Origin of the sequence: Duganella sp. Root198D2, from assembly GCF_001428585.1 — a bacterium.
GTDB lineage: Bacteria > Pseudomonadota > Gammaproteobacteria > Burkholderiales > Burkholderiaceae_D > Rugamonas.
Window position 1 is genome coordinate 69,340 of sequence record NZ_LMIC01000006.1, and the last position, 16,857, is coordinate 86,196.

Consider the following 16,857-nt stretch of genomic DNA (forward strand, 5'->3'; position numbering starts at 1 on the left):
TCAGGCGACGACAAGTCCCATTTCACCCAGGATTGCTGCAGCCTGGGTATGGGAGATCACAGCACCTTTGAAGGCGCGCACGTCGGTCAGTTTCAGGCCGCCAAGGTCTGCTCCGCGCAGGTCTGCGCCTTCAAAGCGGGCCAGCTTGAGTACCGCTTCGCGCAGGCTGCAGCCTTCCAGCACCGCCTCGCGGAAGTCGCAGCCGGACAGGTCGGCGTCCGAGAAATCAAGCTGGCTCACGGTCGCCTTGCGGAACGAGAAGCTGCGCATGTCAGCACCAACCAGCAGGCATTCTTCGAAACTGGCGCCCAGGTGCGATACCTCTTCGAACGCGGCGCCGGTCAGTTTGCAACTGCGGAAGCTGGCCGAAGCGAGCTTGGTGCGCCGCCATTTGCTGTTATTCAGGTCGCAGCCCTGGAACTGGGCGTCGACCAGGTCGGCCGATTCGAAATCCGCCGCCGTGCCGCGGCAACGCTGCCAGCTGCTGCGGGCCAGCTTGCCGGCATACAAAATCGTTCCGTTGAAGGTGCAGCGATCAAACACGCAGTCCTGCAGGTCGAGGCGGGACAAGTCGGCTTCGTCAAAGCTGCATTGTACGAACTGCCGAACCCCGGCCGCCAGCTGCTGCTCCAGCGAGGCGCGATCCATTTCCATCTTAACGGCGCTGGTTCTTGGCGGCGTAGGCTTCGAAGATCGTCTTGGCGTCCTTGTGGGCCTGGTCGACGTTGCGAAGCTTCTTGTCGTCGTCATGACGGACGAAGAACCCCGCGTCCTGCGCATCCATCACCAGCTTCACCGCGAGCGCGTCTTTCAGGTTGTATTTCTCGAAGATGAGCGTGGTCACTTCGTCAAGATATTCTTCGTAGGTCATGATTAATTCCGGGCGTAGCAGGTTGAATCCACTGATTATAATCGCCGATGATCTCCTGTTGCCACTTGCTGAATCGATTCGGGATCTATATAATTCGGGCCCTTCGGGTCGTTAGCTCAGTTGGTAGAGCAGCGGACTTTTAATCCGTTGGTCGCAGGTTCGAGCCCCGCACGGCCTACCAGAAAAAGATAGAATAGCCAGCCTTCGGGCTGGCTATTTTATTATCTGCACTATGAAGCACTCCCTCTTCCTGTTTGACCTCGACGACACCCTGCTGGATTTCCGCGCATCCGAGAAACTTTCCTTCGAGCGCGTGCTGCGTGAACTGGGTTTCAACGACAGCTTTGACGAACTGTTCCAGCAATATCAAGGCATTAACATCGAGTTGTGGCGGGCATTCGAGGCCGGCACGGTTTCGAAGGAATTCCTGAAGGTCGAACGATTCCGCAAGACCTTCGCCGCGAACGGGCTGGAAATCGATGCACGGCAAGCCAGCGACCGCTACCTGGAATCGCTGTCCGAAACCGTGGTGCTGGTCGATGGCGCCAGGCGCCTGTGCGAAACGCTGGCAGCGGCCGGCGAGGTAGGCATCATCACCAACGGCGTCGCACACATCCAGGACCGCCGCATCGCCAGCTCCGGCCTGGGCGACTTTATCTCGTTTACCGCCACCTCCGAAACATGCGGCTTCGCCAAGCCGGACAGCCGCTTCTTCGAATACGCCACCAGGATGGCACGCACCTTCAGCAAGGATGAAACCATCATCGTGGGCGACCGGCTGGACGCCGACATCCTCGGCGCCAACCGCTTCGGCATCGAAAGCTGCTGGTACAACCCGGGCCGTTCTGCCAACGGCACGCAAGCACTGCCCACGTTCGAAGCCGCCCACCTTGACGATATCGCGCCTTTACTGGCTTAGAAGGCGAAGCGCAGGCCGGCGTTGACGCGGCGCCCCACATCTTCCAACGTCAGGAACTGGCTCTCATTGTTGGCATATTCGTGCATGCGCGAATTGTTCAAGTTGATGCCGTCCAGGTACAGCGCGATCTTCGGCGTGATGTTGTAGCGCAGGCTCAGGTCATACTGGCCGTAGGCCGCGCGGGTGCGGGGCTGGGTGCTGCCGCCGCCGCAATCGACGGCAAACTTGTTGCGCCAGTTGTAGCTCACGCGTGCCGAGAAGGTTTCGTTCTCGTAGAACAGCGAGGCGTTGTAAGACTGCTTGGACAAGCCAGGGTAACCGCAATCCAGCGCCGCTGCATCTTCCCTGCTGGCGGTAGCGTCGACGAAGGTGTAGTTGGCGGCGACGCCAAAGCCGCGCAGCCAGGCGATGCCGTTGTCGAAAGCGTACTGGCCGGCCAATTCGATGCCTTTGATCTTGCCCTTCTGCCCGTTGCGGATGCGGGTGTCATGCGCCACTTCCGAATACTGGGGAATGGTGATGTCTTCGAGGCGCTTTTCCAGGAAGTTCGACACGTTCTTCTGGAACATCGCCGCGCCCAGGAAGTTGGTCTTGGACAGGTACCATTCATACGACAGGTCCAGGTTCTTCGACTCCATCGGCTTCAGGTAAGGGTTGCCGCCGCCGGTCTGCACGTCGCCGAAGCGGCCGCCATACCAGTTGTCCACGCCCATCTGGTTCAGCGTCGGCCGCGTCTCGGTCTTGGAAGCCGCCAGGCGCAGCACCATATCGTCGGTCAGGTCGAACTTCAGGTTCCCCGAAGGCAGCACGCTGTTATAGCTGTTCGCGACCGCCGTCTCGACCGCCGGGCCGTAATTCAGGATGTAGGTGGTGTCGTTCGGGCTCTTGGTTGCCGACAGCAGCACGCGGCTGATGCCGGTGGACGTCGAATTGACATGCACCACGCGCACGCCGGCATTGGCCGACCAGCGCTCGCCTTCCCACTTGGAGTCGAGGAAGATGCTCGATACCTTTTCCTTGACGCTCCAGAAATTGGGCTTGGTGTAATCGATCGCCATCGGGCCATTCGGGAATTTGCTCTTATCCTGGTACAGCGCGGGATCGTTCGACAACGCCAGCGTGGCAGGCTGGTTCAGGTAGTTCATGTACGCGTAGGGATCGAAGCTCAGGTAGCTTGCCGGCGCACCTGGGAAGGCGTTATCCAGCGACTTTACCGTGAACAGCGACGATGGCAGCGCGACATGGTAGCCGCTGAACGCGTTCCACGAATCGCTCTCCCATTGGTTGCGCCCCACCTTGCGCTGGGAATACGAGATGCCGGTATCAAGGCCTTTGAAGGCGCCCATGTCGTGCGCCCACGATGCACTCATGCGGCCTTCGCTCAATTCGTCGGCAAAGCGCACGTCCTTATTCGATACGGCGTGCGCCCGCACCGCATTCGGGTCGGTAATGCCGTCGCCGAAGGCCAGGCTCGGTATGCTGCCGAAGGCCAGCGTGTCGCCATTATTGGGCACCATGCCGGCCACGATCCACTGGTCCGGGGTCTTGGTGGTCGTGCGTGAATTCGAGATATCGCCTTCCAGTTTCCATTCCGGCGATACGTTCCATTTCGAATTCAGGCCGAAAGCCTTGGTGATCGACAAGCGGTCGCCGCCCTTGACGATCATGTCATTCGAATTGGCATCGGTCAGGACGCCGGTACCGTCGCCTACCAGGGCCGGGTTATTGGCGAAGAAATTCGCCCCGGGGCGCATGAAGCTGGTGACCTGGTTGTTGGCGTCGTACTTCACGCCCAGTTGAACAGGGTTGTTCCAGTCGCTGATGGCGATCACGTCGTTGCGCTGGTTCAGGCGCGAATACAGCGCGTCGGCCGTCAGCTTCCAGTCCGGCGAAGGGTTGTACTGCACAGTGACGTTGCTGACCAGGCGCTTGCGGGTTTCATTTTCCTGCTGGTAGCCGAAGCTTTGCGGCATCAGCAGCTTCCTGCTGCTGACGTTGGCCATGGTCAGGCCCTTGGAATTGAGGTCGCCGTCGATCATGTAGACGTCGCGCAGGTTCCAGGCGTCGTTGATGGCCTTGTTCTGCTTCGACGCGCGGTCGGTGTAAGACAGCGAAGCGGTCACGCCAAAGGTCTTGTTCTCGTTGGCGAAGGAATACATGCCGCTGACGTTGGGGGTGTTCTTCTTCGAGTTCGAATCGTAGGAGTCGAACACATTGACCACCCCCGAGTGGCCCGCCTTGCCGGACAGCGGGCGGGCGGTCTGGATGTCGACCGTCGAACCGATGCCGCCTTCCGGCAGGAATGGCATGGAAGTCTTGTAGACAATGGCTTTCGAAATCAGGTCGGACGACAGCAGGTCGAACGAGAAATCGCGGCCGCCGGTGTCGCTGGTCATGGTGCGGCCGTTGACCAGCACATTATTGAACTCGGGACCCAGGCCGCGCACGGAGATGTAGCGCCCTTCCCCGTTGTTGCGCTGGATTTGCACGCCGGTGACGCGCTGCAGCGATTCCGCGATATTCGTATCCGGGAATTTGCCGGCATCTTCAGCCGATACCGCATCTACCACCCCCTCCTGCAAGCGCTTGGTCGCGAGCGAGGACGCAAGGGAAGCGCGCACGCCGCTCACCACCACCTTGGCCGAAGGATCGATTGCCTCATCGGCCGTTTGAGCATAGGCACCCAGCGGCAGCAGCATTTCTGCGATCAGCGCCGCCAATACAGTCTTACGCATGTTGTCTCCATTATTTTGATTTTGGTGAGCCAATGTTACGCAGGGCCTGCAATAGCAAAGTATTGCGTCTTTCAGTATTGATATTCCGAAAACGTATGAGTCATACTGGGCTCCCCTTTTCAACCGCGCGAGAACAGCATGCACTACGTCCTGATTTATGAGTACGCCCCCGACTACCTCGAACGCCGCGCCGAGTTCCGCGACGCGCACCTGAAGCTGGCCTGGGCCTCGCATGAGCGCGGGGAGTTCCAGCTGGGCGGCGTGCTGGGCGACCCGGTCGACAGCGCGCTACTGTGGTTCAAGGCGGATTCGCCGGCGCTGATCGAGGAGTTCGTCCATGCCGACCCCTATGTAAAAGGTGGCCTGGTACTCAAATGGCGCATCCGGCCATGGATGACGGTGGCGGGCAAGCTGGCCGACGCGCCGATTTACCCCGGCTGATGTCGGATTTATGCAACTCGTGACTTTTGATACTTTGTCTGCAGAAACGATAGTTGCAATTTGCCGTCCCAGGATTGCGAGATCAATCGGCCTTGTGCCCAGCCAGCGGAAGCTCCGGCAGGAACAGCAGCACGACCAGGCCTAGCAGAACCAGCGCGGCGCCCGCGCCGAAGATGCCGGCAATCGCGTGGCGGTACACCGCCACCGTCGAAGGCAGCGCACTGGCGCCGGGCCCCACTGCCGCCACGGCTTTCACACCGTGGATGTGCAGCGAACGCGCCAGCATGGCGCCCGAGCCGGTGACACCGAGCAAGCCGCCCAGCGAGCGGAAGAAAGTCAGCATCGCAGTGCCAACGCCGCGCCGCGGCAGCGGTAAGGCGTTCTGCACCGCGATCGTCATGTTCGGCATCACCAGCCCAAGGCCGGCGCCAAGCAGGAAGATCGCCGGTTCGATGACCCAATAGCCCCACCCGGCTTCCATCCCCAGCGCCAGCGTGGTGAATGCCACGAATGCCGCGGCCAGCCCGCCCAGCTGCACGCCCTTGTACCTGCCGGTGCGCGCCAGCCTGCGGCCGCTCAGCATCGACGAACCGACCAGGCCCAGCATCATGGCCACGGTCAGCAGGCCGGAACTGGCGGGGCTGCTGCCCATCACCACCTGGAAGAACAGCGGGAAGAAGACGGTGGCGCCCATCAGGCCCATGAAGGTCAGCGCCATCACCACGCTGGCGATATTGAAAACCCGGTTGCCGAACAAATCCGGCGGCAGCACCGGCTCCGGCACCTTGCGCACATGTACGGCCAGCCAGGCGCCCAGCACCACGGCCAGCACGCTGCACACCTGCACCTGCGGCGCATCCCAGGCCCACTCGGTGCCGCCCAGCGCCAGCACCAGCAGCGCCGACGTGATCGCGCCGGTCATCAGCACGGAGCCCAGGTAATCGACGCGGTGGGCATGGTGCACTTGTTCCTTGTGCAGCGCCTTTGCAATGGCGTAGAAGGCCACTGCCCCGACCGGCAGGTTGACGTAGAAAGTCCAGTGCCAGGACAGCGCATCGGTAATCAGGCCGCCCAGCACCGGGCCAAGCAGGCTGGTGGCGGCATACACCACCGGCACCATGCCCATGCGCTTGCCGCGCTCCGCGGGCGGAATGATGTCGGCAATGATGATCTGCGCCAGCGGCAGGAAGCCGCCCGCGCCTACGCCCTGCAGCGCGCGGAAAACGATCAGCTGCGTCATGTTCTGCGCCAGGCCGCACAGCGCGGAGCCAAGCAGGAAGGCGGCCATGGCGGCAAAGATCATCGGCCTGCGGCCGTACTGGTCGGCCAGCTTGCCATACAGCGGCATGGTGGCAGTGGAGGCCAGCACATAAGCCGTGACCACCCACGACAGGTGCGCCATGCCGCCCAGGTCGGCCACGATGCGCGGCAAGGCGGTGGCGACGATGCTCTGGTCCAGCGCGCTCAGGCCCAGCACGGCCATCATCGCAAGATAGACGGCGCGGATCTCGCGCTCGGTGACGGGAGTGTCCCTCATGGCGTTCCGATGATGTTCAGGGGTTCAATCGCTGCTTCCAGCGCAGCCAGCTGGTCGGGCGTCAGGCGGGCGATGCGCTGCGCCATCCAGTCGCGGCGCTTGTCGCGCAAAGCTTCGATGCGCTCGGTGCCGAGCGCCGTGGCCTGCAGCCCGGAACGCCGCCGGTCTTGCGGGTCGGGCGCGCTGCGTTCAACCAGCCCCGCCTCTTCCATCGACTTGATGTGGCCACTCATGGTGGCGGCGCGTACGTTTTCCATGCGCGCCAGTTCGGCCACGCCGATGCCCGGCTGATCCTGGATGATGGACAGCAGCATGTACTGCACCAGCGGGACATCGCCGCCGTTTTCGCTGGCGTCGCGGCGCATCTCGCGCACCAGGCGTTTCAGCGTCAGGCGCAATGCCTCGCCGGCAGCGAGCACGCGCGGCGCCAGGCTTGCTTCATGTTTTTTCGGCATTGCTCAGATAATTAGGTAGGCTACCTACCTATACTACCGGATTTCTCCCGGCCGCGCAAAAGCGCCAGCAGGTGCTCGCGCGCCGCAGCCATCGTCATGCCCATCTCCTGCAGGTGCGGCAACAGCTTCTCAAAGAGCTCGCGGCGCCTTGCCCCGGCATCCGTAACGTCGCGCCGATCGGTGAAGAAATCCATCAGCGTGGAGCCGCACAGGCAATTGCGGTAAGCCTCGACAATCGCAACGCTGTCGTCGTCGAAGCTTTGTTTGAGGCCGGTGATGTCCTGGCGAACGGACTGGGTTTGCCGCATGAAGTCCTGGGACGTGGCGAACACCCGTCCGCAATAACTGCAATGTTTGGGGAAGGCCGACGCGGCCAGGGCTTGCAAGCCCTCAAAGAAAAGACGTTCCTCCATTTTTGCAACCTCTTTCTTCCAGTACGCTGCAATTTATGAGACAGTAAATCTTTCGCGCCGCGGAGCACATGATGACCCTGCAGGAGCATTGCCGAATCGATCCGCTGGAACGCGCACACGCGCTGCATGCCAGCTTCTACACCGACCAGCGCTGGCTGGAGTTCGAACAGCGCGAAATCTTCGGCTCGACCTGGCAGCTGGCTGCACACGCGGGAGAATTGCGTGCGGCGGGCGACCACGTAGTCGGGGACATTGCCGGCAAGCCGATCCTCATCATACGCCAGCCCGACGGCAGCCTGCAGGCTTTCTTCAATGTCTGCCGCCACCGCGCCGGGCCGCTTGCGACCTGCAACGGCAAGGGCGCGCGGGCGCTGCACTGCAAATATCACGGCTGGACTTACGAACTCGATGGCACGCTGCGGGCCGCCACCGAAATGCAAGGCGCGGCCGGTTTCGACAAGTCGGCAATCCGCCTGCCCCGCATCCAGGTGCGCGAGTGGCAGGGCCTGGTGTTCGTGGCGCTGGAGGCCGCCACGCCGCCGTTCGAGCAGGTCTTTGCCGGCATCGCCGAACGTATCGCGCCAACCGATCTGTCGCATATGCGCTTCGCCAAGCGCGACACCTACAAGCTCGAATGCAACTGGAAGGTCTATATCGACAACTTCCTCGAAGGCTATCACCTGCCCTTCGTCCATCCCGGCCTGTCGAAGGTGCTCGACTACCGAGTCTACGACACTGAACTGGCGCAATGGCATTCGCTGCAGCATTCCCCGCTGCGCAATAACGACGGCATCTATGGCGACGGCAACGCCTGGTATTACTTCATCTACCCGAACATCATGCTGAACATCACGCCGGGCCGGCTGCAGACCAACCGCATCCTGCCGGCCGGCCAGCGGCAATGCGTCGTGGAGTTCGACTATTACTACACCGACGATCCGGACGTGCAGGCGCGCGTGCAGGCCGAGCAGGCTTTCAGCGACGAAATCCAGGCGGAGGACATCAGCATCTGCGAGCACGTGCAGCAAGGCCTGGCATCGGGCTCGTACAGCGCCGGGCGCCTGAACCCGAGGCGCGAAAGCGGCGTGTGGCATTTCCAGAACCTGCTGCGCACCGCCTATGCACGCCACGGATAAGGGCAAGCCGCTCGGCTTCTGGATGTGCACCTCCCTGATCGTGGGGAACATGATCGGCATGGGCATCTTCATGCTGCCCGCCTCCCTGGCGCCCTTCGGCAAGAACGCTTTTGCGGGATGGGCCATCACCGTGATCGGCTGCCTTTTCATCGCCCACGTCTTTGCCCGCCTGGCGCGCGCCATGCCGGACGAGGACGGGCCATACGGCTATTGCCGCCGCGCCTTCGGCAATGGCGTCGCCTTCTTTACCATGTGGTGCTACTGGGTGTCGATCTGGGTTACCAATGCGGCACTGGCGATCGGCGTCGTGGGCTACCTGGCGACGCTGGTGCCGGCACTGTCCTCGCATCCCGCCCTGCCGCCGCTCGCCGCCATGGGCATCGTCTGGTTCTTCGTGCTGGTCAGCCTGCGCGGCGCGCTGGCTTCCGGCCGGGTGCAGCTGGTGTCGGCGGCGCTCAAGCTGCTGCCGATGGGAGCCATCGTGCTGCTCGGCGCCTGGATCTTCGGCACCGACAGCGCGGCTTACATGGCACACCTGCCGCCCACGCCGTTCACGCTGGACGGCACAGCCGCTGCCGGCAGCATCGCGCTGTTCGCGATGCTGGGCGTGGAATGCGCCTCGCTGCCCGCCACCAAGGTGCACGAGCCGCAGCGCACCATCCCGCGCGCCACGATTGCAGGCACGCTAATCGCGGCGGTGGTGTATGTGCTGGTCTGCACCATCCCGATGCTGCTGTTGCCGCAGTCGGAGCTGGCCGCGTCCAACGCTCCCTTCGTCGACCTGTTCCGCCGCTACTGGGATGCCGGCACCGGCCATTGGCTGGCCCTGGCAGTCATCTTCAGCGGCCTCGGTGCGTTGAATGGCTGGACCATGCTGGCGGGCGAAGTGACGGCGTCAATGGCCAATCACGGCATTTTCCCCGCTGCGCTGAAAGCGTCCAACCGCCACGGTGCGCCAGCCTGGTCGCTGCTGCTGGTGGGAGTGCTGGCCAGCGTGATGATTGCGATGAACTACAGCCGCTCGATGGCGGAGGCGTTTACCTTCCTGACGCTGGTGGTGACGGCTGCCAGCATGCCGCTTTACCTGGTCGGCGGCGCGGCCGTATTCAAGCTGCGCCAGCGCGGCGCCGTGCTGGCGTTCAGTGCGGTAATGAGCTGCGTCTTCTCGCTCTGGGCCTTTTACGGCATGGGCAAGGAGGCCTTCTGGTGGGGCATCGCGCTGGGCGCGGTCAGCCTGCCGGTGTTCTGGCTGGTGCGCTGGCGGCAGAAGGTGCAGCAGGCTGCAGGCAGTGCGCCACCAGCAGCAGCGCCGCAGTAACGGCGCCGACCAGCGCCAGCCGGGCTGGCAGCGACAGCGTGGCGGCATGCGTAATCAACTGGTTCTGCAAGACCACGGCAGCGGCGAAGGCCAGCAGCGCGGCGATGGTCCAGCGCACACCGCCGCTTGTGGCGCGCGTTGCGGTATAAAGACGCCCCGCCGGCAGCGTAAAGGCCGGCCACGGATCGGCGGCGGCCATATCGGCGGGTCGCCAGCCGGTATGGCGGAACCACAGCGACAGCTTGTCGCGCCAGCGTGCAGTACGCACAGCGTCGTGCCACATCACGGCCGGCCAGGCGAATTGCGCCCACACGGCATTCCAGCCCGGTCCGCCCTTGCGCACGCCGTACACGCATTCCTCGCCCTCTTCGATATAGGTACCGAACAGGCGGTCCCAGATCATCAGCGTGGCGGCATAGTTGCGGTCCAGGTAGACATCGTTCACCGCATGGTGCACCCGGTGTGCGCTGGGCGTGTTGAGGAGACCTTCGATCAGCGGCACCCGCCTGACCAGGCGGGTATGGATCCAGAACTGGTAGAACTTGCTCAAGGTGAGCTGGATGATGAACACGCCCGGCGGGCAGCCAAGCAGCGCCAGGAGCATGAACAGCGGCGCATGGAACAGGTCCTGGAAAGCCCCCTGCCGCAGCGCGGTGGTGAGGTTGAATTCTTCGCTCTGGTGATGCGGCGAATGCACCGCCCACAGGAAGTTGATCTCGTGCGACCAGCGGTGAGCCCAATAATAGATAAAGTCGAAGGCCAGGAACGACCACGCCCAGGTCCACGCAGAACCTGGCGCCGACTGCCACAGCGACAAGTGGCTGAACAGCCAGCCATAGGCCAGCAGCATGGCGGACTTGGTGAATACTTCCAGCGTCACGGTCCAGATGCCGCATGCCATGCTGGTCAGGCTGTCGGCCAGCGAATAAGCGTCGAGGCGGCGGCGGTGCGCCAGCCAGGCTTCAGCCGCGATCATGACCAGGAAAACGGGAGTGGCCGCAGCCACCAGGGCATTGTTATCGAGCATGCGCGGGCTTGACGCCTGCCTTGCGGCCAAGGGCGCTGCGCAGCACGTCGCCGACAGGACGGTTCAGCACCGCCGCGACGTTTTGCATGCGCTTCGAATCCAGCACTGGACGGCTGTTCTGCGCGGCCAGCGCGGCTTGCGCAGCCTGGGCCGCGGCCAGGGCTTGAGCCTTGGCCTCGCGCCGCGCGGCGGCAGCGATATCGGCCAGCTGCGCCAATTGCACTTCGTTCGGGAAGCCGGCGACAAAATAGCGCGGCGGATAGTCGTCGGTGCGCTCCATCAGCGCGCCCACCACCGGCATGGCGTCTTCCCAGGTCACGGTAATTGGCGGCTCCAGGCTGGCGGGATCGGCAAAGTACAGCAGGTCGGTTTTCGGCAGCAGGCTTGGCATGTCGCGCGTCCAGGTGCAGGCGCTGGTGCGCACCTGCTCCGGACCGAGCTTGCCGACCAAGTAGGTCACCACGCAGCGATTGCGCCCACTGGCCCATTCGTGCGCTTTCAGCAGCTCTTTCTGCAGGCGGTAATCATTGCCTTCCACGTACTTGGCGAGGCTGTTCAGGCGCCGCGTCAGGCTTGGCGGCACGAAGATCTGCCAACGGCCGTCGACCAGGCGCAGCAAGCGAGGCATGACCATTTTTTCTTCGCGCATGGCGGAGATGGCCGCCTTCAGCATCGCATCCATCGCCACTTCGTTCTTGTCGCTGCACACCATCAGCATGCCGCGCGTCGGCACCATGACGACCGGACGGCCATCAGGGACCGCAGCCTGGATCAACTCCGGCAGCAGCATGCGCGACGCATCGTAGCCATCGTCCCAGCCGCCGCCGAACACGCCCTGGGGCGAAGGCAGCAGCGGCGCTGTGGAGCGTGCGCGCAGGTTGGCAAAGGCGGCTTCGAAGGCCGCATCCTCCGTCATGTCCCAGGCTTCGAGGTGGGCGCGCGCCACGCGGTGCACAACGGTGCCGCGATGGAAGGCCAGCCCCATTTCAAGCCCTTCGCAGATAGGCCGGAACAGCAGCGGCGAATAGCCGCGGGCGGCGGCCAGCATGGCCTGCCCGCGTTCGGCGCTGTTGCGCACGATCGGCAGCAGGTGGCGCACGGCCTCCTCCACCATGCCCGGCGTATTGCCCATCAGGACCATGCCGGCAGTGTGGCGCAGCAAATCTTCGCTGGCGGCCAGCGAAACAGCCAGCCATTCCCGGTACATGTTCTCCAGCGGCACCAGCAGTTCGAGCGGATATGGCGACTCCGGGCCGGGTACGCCAAACAGTTCGCCTTCGTCCGCCATGAAAGTCCAGCGCCGTCCCGGGTCCAGCAGTTCCAGGTGCGCCTGCAACTGCGCCGCATATTCAGCCAGGGTGGCGCGCGCCGGCGGCGGTTTCTCCTCTTCGACTTCGCAGCGGATGCCGCAGGTCATCAAGGCGTCGCGGAAGCGCTCGGCCATGGCCCAGTCGACGCCTTTCTTCACGATCGAGCCATTGCCGGCGGCGATCGGGCGCACCGCCTCAAGCGGGCGGCGGAACAAAAGCATCAGGCGTGCCTCGACCCGCTCCTGCTGGAAGCCGCTCTGTACGCCAAGGGTTTTGATCCGATAAGTTGCCACGAACGTCGCCACGTCGACCAAGTTGAACAAATTGCAACAGCATTGTAAGGGATGCCGGAGGTTAACAGTTCAGCAAAGCTGTATCATGTTGGCCCCATGCCACAAACCATTATATCTCTCGCGACTAGCGATTTAATTGTAAAGAAAAGCCGATTTCTCGGTTTTGTGCTGCCGGTGGCCGACCGCGCCGCAGCCCAGGCCGTCGTGGCCCGCCTGCGCGCCGAGCATCCCGACGCCGCCCACGTGTGCTGGGCCCTGCTGGCGGGCGGCCAATCGGCAGCGGTCGACGACGGCGAACCGGGCGGTACCGCCGGCCGCCCCATGCTGGACGTGCTGCGCCACCAGGACCTGGAGGGCGTGCTGGCAGCCGTGGTGCGCTATTACGGCGGCATCAAGCTGGGCGCAGGCGGCCTGGTGCGGGCTTACACCGATGCCGTAGCCCAGGCCCTGCTGAAGGTGGAAAAGGTCGCCATCGTGCGCTATGCCGAGATGCGATGCACCCTGCCTTATTCGCTGGAAGGTTTGCTGCGGCGCGAGCTGGCCGCCGCCGGCGCCGAGTTGCTGGAAGTGGCCCACGACCAGCGCGTCACGCTGGCGTTCCGTATCGCGCAGGCCGCCGCGCCGGCCCTGGTAGACCAGCTGAACGAGGCCGCCAGCGGCCAGCTTGAGTGGCCAAAGCAGCAAGACGCGTTATTCAAATAGTTACAATTAAGTAATTTCCTATTAACAATTTTTGCCTTATTGGCCGACTCTGGCTACTGTCGTAGAATGCGCGATGAAACACTATTTTCTGGCAATCAACTCTCGTCGCTGTTGAATGCCCTGCCCGACCCTGCGTTCGTCCTGACGCGCAGCGGCCGATACATGGCCATTTACGGCGGCATCGACGCGCGCTATTACCACGACGGCACACACCTGATCGGCAAGACCGTGCATGACGTCCTGACGCCGGACAAGGCCAGCTGGTTCCTGAAGGAACTCGAAACCGCCCTGGCCTGGCGCGCCCTGCACATCGTCGAATACAGCCTGGTGGCCGGCGATATCAAGGGACTGCCGAGCAGCGGCCCCAGCTGCCGGCTATGGTTCGAGGGCCGCATCCAGGCGCTGGACTTCCTGGTGGACGGCGAAGACGCGGTACTGTGGGTTGCCAGCAACATCACGGCGCGCAAGGAGATGGAAGACCAGCTGCGCATGCTGAGCGAGGTGGACTCCCTGTCCGGCCTGCTGAACCGCCGCAAACTCATGAGCGTGCTGGCCGAGCATTTCGATACGTTCGAGCGCTACGGCACCCCGATGTCCATGCTGATTTTCGATATCGACCACTTCAAGCGCGTCAACGACGAATATGGCCACCTGGCCGGCGACACGGTCATCAGGACCACCGCCGACGTCTGCCAGCGCGAACTGCGCAGCACCGATGCACCGGCCCGCCTGGGCGGCGACGAATTCGTGGTCCTGATGCCGCACACTACCTGCGAGCAAGCCTTGCCGATCGCCGAACGACTGCGCCAGCGCATCGCTGAAACCCTGCAAGCCTTGGGCAAAATTGGCGATTCCGTCACCATCAGCGGCGGCCTGGCCGGTTTCCGCGCCGGCGACTGCTCCTGCGAAGAGGTACTGAAACGCGGCGACGACGCCCTGTACCAGGCCAAGCGCGCCGGCCGCAACCGTATCGTCGGCGCCGACTGATGCTTGCTAGGGCTTGATAAAAGGTTCAGAATTCCCTCAAAGCCCTAGGGAGGTTGTGATGGACTCTTTATTACAGTTCAAGCCTGGCGACGCCTGGCTGCTGCGCAGCCGCGGCGCGCGCGCCATGAACCACCTGCTGGCACCGGCCCCTGCGCCGCGCGCCGCCGCCCTGCCCGTTTTTGGCCGATGGCGCGGCCGCGAATCCCTCCCCACCCACCTGCTGGACAAGCTGCGCGAGTCGCGCGCCAACAGCGCCTTTGCGCGCCGCCTGGAGGACCTGCAGGTCTGCGTGGCGCGCGCCGAAGTGCAGCTGCGCCAACTGGCAGTCCCCCAAGCCTGGCAAGTGCCAGGCGCCGGCCCGGTGCTGGGCGGCGACGCCATGCTGGCAAGCTGGCACAAGATGGCCGAAGGCGGCCCGCTGGCACGCGAATTCGCCACTTACGCCTGCCATGTCTCGGCCTGCAGTCGCCAATTGCAGCAAGCCCTGGCCAGCTTCGACCTGCTGCAGCAGCAGGCCAGGTCGGCCGAACGCCTTGCCCCGCTATGTGAACTGGCCGAGCGCCTGCTCGCCTGGGGCGACATCATGGTGGAAGATGAAGTGGCCGACGAAGTCATGCTGCGCATCCAGGCCTACCCCGAGCTGTACGAGGAAATGCTGGACGAGGGGGACGGCGGCAGCGACGAGGCGGCCGCCAGCCTGGAGTCGCTGGGCGACGCCGACCTGCTGCGGCTGGACTGGGCCGGCGGCCAGCGCGCCAAACTCCTGAAGACCCTGGCCGGGCTAAGGGCCAACTGATACGGTCGTTTCCAGGCGCTTCTGCGCCTGTTTTTCGGGGCCGGGCCGGCGCACAATAGGTCCAACCTCGAAAGGAAACGACATGGACGACAGCAAACCCCGCAGCTTCGGCGAAACCATGCTGGCCGTTGCCTGGTCCTTCATCGGACTGCGCCGGCGCAGCGACTTTGAACGCGACGTCGGCGCCCTGCGCCCCGGCTACGTCATCGCAGGCGGACTGATTGCGGCAAGCTGCTTCGTCGCTATCCTGCTGTTCGCAGTGCGCATGGCCACGTCGTGATGCAGCTTGAACACGCCCACCAGGGTATCGAGGTGGGCGGCCTGCTGTTTCAGCGCATCCGCCGCTGATGCTGCCTCTTCCACCAACGCAGCGTTCTGCTGCGTCACCGTATCCATCTCCGTCACGGCCCGGTTGATCTGCTCGATGCCTGCGCTTTGCTCGTCGCCGGCAGCGGTGATTTCGCGCATGATTTGCGATACCCGCTGCACCGAGGACACCACTTCCTCCATGGTGCTGCCGGCGCGCGCCACCAGGGCGCTGCCCTGGTCCACCTGCTCCACAGAATTGACGATCAGGTCCTTGATTTCCTTGGCGGCGGCCGCCGAACGCTGGGCAAGCTGGCGCACTTCGGTAGCGACGACTGCAAAGCCGCGCCCCTGCTCGCCGGCGCGCGCCGCCTCCACTGCCGCATTCAGCGCCAGGATATTGGTCTGGAAAGCGATGCCGTCGATCACACCGATAATGTCCGAAATCTTGCGCGACGAATCGCTGATCGAGCCCATGGTCTGCACCACCTGGCCCACTACGGCGCCGCCCTGCTGCGCCACCGCGGTCGCTGCCGCGGCCAGTTCGTTGGCCTGGCGTGCATTGCTGCCGTTTTCGCGCACGGCGCTGGTCAGCTGCTCCATTGAAGAAGCGGTTTCCTCCAGCGCGCTGGCTTGTTGCTCTGTGCGCGACGACAGGTCCAGGTTACCGGCCGCGATCTGGGTGGCGGCGGTATTGATGGTCTCCGTTCCCTGCCGCACTTCGGACACGATGCGCAGCAAGCTGTCGCGCATCATGCTCATGGCCTTCATCATGCTGGCTTCATCGTCCTGGCGCGTTTCCACGTGCACGGTCAGGTCGCCGGCGGCGATACGGCCGGCAATTTCGGCCGCCACATCGGGCTCGCCACCCAATTGGCCGAGCAGGCGGCGCGCGATAACGGCGGCGGCAACCACGCCCGCCACCAGCGCCAGGCCGCTCATGGCCAGCATCATCATGCGGGCCGAGGCATAGGCTTCGCTCGCTGCAGCTGCATCCTTGGCATTATGTTGACGCTGCAGTTGCACGTCTTCGTCCATCACATCCTGCCAGCGCTGTGTGACAGGGCCGGCCTTCTGCATCAGCAGCGCCATCGCCTCCTCGTCCTTATGCCGCAAGGCCAGTTGCAGCAACTGGTCGGTCAGCGGGCGGGCTTCCTGCTGCAAGGCGCGGATGCGGGAGCGAATCGCCTTGCCCTCGTCCGAACCCGGCAAGGCTTCCAGCGCTGCCTGCGCCTTGTCATACTGGGCCCTGGCTGCCTGGATCTTGGGCAGTTCACGCTGCATGGCCGCTTCATCGGACAACAGCACCATGGTGCGCGTCACGCGTGCAACGATGTGCACCGCTTCCGACATATCCTGCACATAGGTCAGCTTCGCCACATTAAGCTGCACGACTTTCTCGAGCTGGGCGTGGATGCGGTGCATATTGTAGATACCGAGCCCCGACACGCCAGCCATCAACGCCAGCACCAGGCCAAACCCCAGCGCCAACCGGGTGCCCACCTTCATCGATTGCTTAGACATAGCTATCCCTTTCGTAGCGACTCTGCAACCTCGGTCCTGCAAATAGGCAAGACTACACCAATTCATTTAGAATCTGTCGATTCCAAA

At 63.5% G+C, this 16,857-nt stretch carries 17 protein-coding genes and 1 tRNA gene; 9 read left to right on the forward strand and 9 right to left on the reverse strand.

The features are described from left to right. Both ASE26_RS08500 and ASE26_RS08505 read right to left on the reverse strand, forming a co-directional pair. Window positions 1-648 carry a pentapeptide repeat-containing protein gene (locus tag ASE26_RS08500; protein ID WP_229208128.1) on the reverse strand — a complete coding sequence of 216 codons (648 nt, stop codon included), beginning with the start codon at window positions 646-648 and terminating at the stop codon, window positions 1-3. A 7-nt stretch (window positions 649-655) separates the two neighbouring features. After that, a complete protein-coding gene (locus ASE26_RS08505; protein ID WP_055935207.1) occupies window positions 656-871 on the reverse strand; it encodes a hypothetical protein in 216 nt (71 codons plus the stop codon). Window positions 872-976: 105 nt separating this feature from the next. On the opposite strand from ASE26_RS08505, the gene ASE26_RS08510 reads away from it, so the two are divergent. Beyond that, window positions 977-1,052: transfer RNA gene (locus tag ASE26_RS08510), tRNA-Lys, on the forward strand. Between the two features lie 51 nt (window positions 1,053-1,103). Then, window positions 1,104-1,790, forward strand: coding sequence for a YjjG family noncanonical pyrimidine nucleotidase (locus tag ASE26_RS08515; RefSeq protein ID WP_057246007.1), 687 nt, complete (start codon window positions 1,104-1,106; stop codon window positions 1,788-1,790). Here ASE26_RS08515 and ASE26_RS08520 read toward each other — a convergent pair. Further along, window positions 1,787-4,525, reverse strand: a complete 2,739-nt coding sequence (locus ASE26_RS08520; RefSeq protein ID WP_057246009.1) for a TonB-dependent receptor — start codon at window positions 4,523-4,525, stop codon at window positions 1,787-1,789. The genes ASE26_RS08515 and ASE26_RS08520 overlap by 4 nt on opposite strands. Window positions 4,526-4,663: 138 nt before the next feature. Between ASE26_RS08520 and ASE26_RS08525 the strand changes: the two genes are divergently transcribed. Further along, window positions 4,664-4,966, forward strand: coding sequence for a YciI-like protein (locus ASE26_RS08525; RefSeq protein ID WP_057246011.1), 303 nt, complete (start codon window positions 4,664-4,666; stop codon window positions 4,964-4,966). 82 nt (window positions 4,967-5,048) lie between these two features. Here ASE26_RS08525 and ASE26_RS08530 read toward each other — a convergent pair whose 3' ends face one another. From ASE26_RS08530 to ASE26_RS08540, 3 genes are read right to left on the reverse strand one after another with little or no spacing between them, the layout of a single operon-like run. Beyond that, the gene (locus ASE26_RS08530; protein ID WP_229208129.1) at window positions 5,049-6,503 is read right to left on the reverse strand and encodes an MDR family MFS transporter; all 1,455 of its coding nucleotides are present in this window, start codon (window positions 6,501-6,503) and stop codon (window positions 5,049-5,051) included. Continuing rightward, window positions 6,500-6,958: a MarR family winged helix-turn-helix transcriptional regulator gene (locus tag ASE26_RS08535; RefSeq protein WP_055935215.1), complete on the reverse strand. Its 459-nt coding sequence runs from the start codon at window positions 6,956-6,958 to the stop codon at window positions 6,500-6,502. The genes ASE26_RS08530 and ASE26_RS08535 overlap by 4 nt, the downstream gene beginning before the upstream one ends. A 20-nt stretch (window positions 6,959-6,978) precedes the next feature. Next, window positions 6,979-7,371, reverse strand: coding sequence for a hypothetical protein (locus tag ASE26_RS08540; RefSeq protein WP_057246014.1), 393 nt, complete (start codon window positions 7,369-7,371; stop codon window positions 6,979-6,981). 68 nt (window positions 7,372-7,439) lie between these two features. Here ASE26_RS08540 and ASE26_RS08545 point away from each other — a divergent pair, with 68 nt between their 5' ends. Together ASE26_RS08545 and ASE26_RS08550 are read left to right on the forward strand one after the other, a co-directional pair. Beyond that, complete coding sequence (locus ASE26_RS08545) at window positions 7,440-8,507, forward strand: aromatic ring-hydroxylating dioxygenase subunit alpha (RefSeq protein WP_055935219.1); 1,068 nt, start codon at window positions 7,440-7,442, stop codon at window positions 8,505-8,507. Beyond that, on the forward strand, window positions 8,491-9,825 hold the full coding sequence (locus ASE26_RS08550) for an APC family permease (RefSeq protein WP_055935221.1): 1,335 nt from the start codon (window positions 8,491-8,493) through the stop codon (window positions 9,823-9,825). The genes ASE26_RS08545 and ASE26_RS08550 overlap by 17 nt, the downstream gene beginning before the upstream one ends. On the opposite strand, the gene ASE26_RS08555 is transcribed toward ASE26_RS08550, so the two are convergent. Both ASE26_RS08555 and ASE26_RS08560 read right to left on the reverse strand, forming a co-directional pair. Next, window positions 9,737-10,852 carry a sterol desaturase family protein gene (locus ASE26_RS08555; RefSeq protein WP_055935223.1) on the reverse strand — a complete coding sequence of 372 codons (1,116 nt, stop codon included), beginning with the start codon at window positions 10,850-10,852 and terminating at the stop codon, window positions 9,737-9,739. The two genes, ASE26_RS08550 and ASE26_RS08555, sit on opposite strands and share 89 nt — an antisense overlap. Beyond that, window positions 10,842-12,455: a hypothetical protein gene (locus tag ASE26_RS08560; RefSeq protein WP_156409904.1), complete on the reverse strand. Its 1,614-nt coding sequence runs from the start codon at window positions 12,453-12,455 to the stop codon at window positions 10,842-10,844. Before ASE26_RS08560 ends, ASE26_RS08555 begins: the two co-directional genes overlap by 11 nt. A 96-nt stretch (window positions 12,456-12,551) precedes the next feature. Between ASE26_RS08560 and ASE26_RS08565 the strand changes: the two genes are divergently transcribed. The 4 genes from ASE26_RS08565 to ASE26_RS08580 all read left to right on the forward strand — a co-directional run bounded on the left by ASE26_RS08565 (window position 12,552) and on the right by ASE26_RS08580 (window position 15,220). Continuing rightward, on the forward strand, window positions 12,552-13,157 hold the full coding sequence (locus tag ASE26_RS08565) for a YigZ family protein (protein WP_057246017.1): 606 nt from the start codon (window positions 12,552-12,554) through the stop codon (window positions 13,155-13,157). Between the two features lie 162 nt (window positions 13,158-13,319). Continuing rightward, entirely contained in the window at window positions 13,320-14,144 is an 825-nt protein-coding gene (locus tag ASE26_RS08570) for a GGDEF domain-containing protein (RefSeq protein ID WP_229208130.1), read from the forward strand. Between the two features lie 58 nt (window positions 14,145-14,202). Further along, a complete protein-coding gene (locus ASE26_RS08575; RefSeq protein WP_057246019.1) occupies window positions 14,203-14,940 on the forward strand; it encodes a hypothetical protein in 738 nt (245 codons plus the stop codon). 82 nt (window positions 14,941-15,022) lie between these two features. Beyond that, a complete protein-coding gene (locus tag ASE26_RS08580) occupies window positions 15,023-15,220 on the forward strand; it encodes a DUF2970 domain-containing protein (RefSeq protein WP_057246021.1) in 198 nt (65 codons plus the stop codon). Here ASE26_RS08580 and ASE26_RS08585 read toward each other — a convergent pair. Continuing rightward, the gene (locus ASE26_RS08585) at window positions 15,139-16,770 is read right to left on the reverse strand and encodes a methyl-accepting chemotaxis protein (RefSeq protein ID WP_057246023.1); all 1,632 of its coding nucleotides are present in this window, start codon (window positions 16,768-16,770) and stop codon (window positions 15,139-15,141) included. The two genes, ASE26_RS08580 and ASE26_RS08585, sit on opposite strands and share 82 nt — an antisense overlap. Between the last annotated feature and the right edge of the window lie 87 nt (window positions 16,771-16,857).

Coding starts and splice junctions, on each gene's coding strand:
- ASE26_RS08500 (WP_229208128.1), bottom strand. CDS start 648: ATGGATCGCGCCTCGCTGGAGCAGCAGCTGGCGGCCGGGGTTCGGCAG.
- ASE26_RS08505 (WP_055935207.1), bottom strand. CDS start 871: ATGACCTACGAAGAATATCTTGACGAAGTGACCACGCTCATCTTCGAG.
- ASE26_RS08515 (WP_057246007.1), top strand. CDS start 1,104: ATGAAGCACTCCCTCTTCCTGTTTGACCTCGACGACACCCTGCTGGAT.
- ASE26_RS08520 (WP_057246009.1), bottom strand. CDS start 4,525: ATGCGTAAGACTGTATTGGCGGCGCTGATCGCAGAAATGCTGCTGCCG.
- ASE26_RS08525 (WP_057246011.1), top strand. CDS start 4,664: ATGCACTACGTCCTGATTTATGAGTACGCCCCCGACTACCTCGAACGC.
- ASE26_RS08530 (WP_229208129.1), bottom strand. CDS start 6,503: ATGAGGGACACTCCCGTCACCGAGCGCGAGATCCGCGCCGTCTATCTT.
- ASE26_RS08535 (WP_055935215.1), bottom strand. CDS start 6,958: ATGCCGAAAAAACATGAAGCAAGCCTGGCGCCGCGCGTGCTCGCTGCC.
- ASE26_RS08540 (WP_057246014.1), bottom strand. CDS start 7,371: ATGGAGGAACGTCTTTTCTTTGAGGGCTTGCAAGCCCTGGCCGCGTCG.
- ASE26_RS08545 (WP_055935219.1), top strand. CDS start 7,440: ATGATGACCCTGCAGGAGCATTGCCGAATCGATCCGCTGGAACGCGCA.
- ASE26_RS08550 (WP_055935221.1), top strand. CDS start 8,491: ATGCACGCCACGGATAAGGGCAAGCCGCTCGGCTTCTGGATGTGCACC.
- ASE26_RS08555 (WP_055935223.1), bottom strand. CDS start 10,852: ATGCTCGATAACAATGCCCTGGTGGCTGCGGCCACTCCCGTTTTCCTG.
- ASE26_RS08565 (WP_057246017.1), top strand. CDS start 12,552: ATGCCACAAACCATTATATCTCTCGCGACTAGCGATTTAATTGTAAAG.
- ASE26_RS08570 (WP_229208130.1), top strand. CDS start 13,320: ATGGCCATTTACGGCGGCATCGACGCGCGCTATTACCACGACGGCACA.
- ASE26_RS08575 (WP_057246019.1), top strand. CDS start 14,203: ATGGACTCTTTATTACAGTTCAAGCCTGGCGACGCCTGGCTGCTGCGC.
- ASE26_RS08580 (WP_057246021.1), top strand. CDS start 15,023: ATGGACGACAGCAAACCCCGCAGCTTCGGCGAAACCATGCTGGCCGTT.
- ASE26_RS08585 (WP_057246023.1), bottom strand. CDS start 16,770: ATGTCTAAGCAATCGATGAAGGTGGGCACCCGGTTGGCGCTGGGGTTT.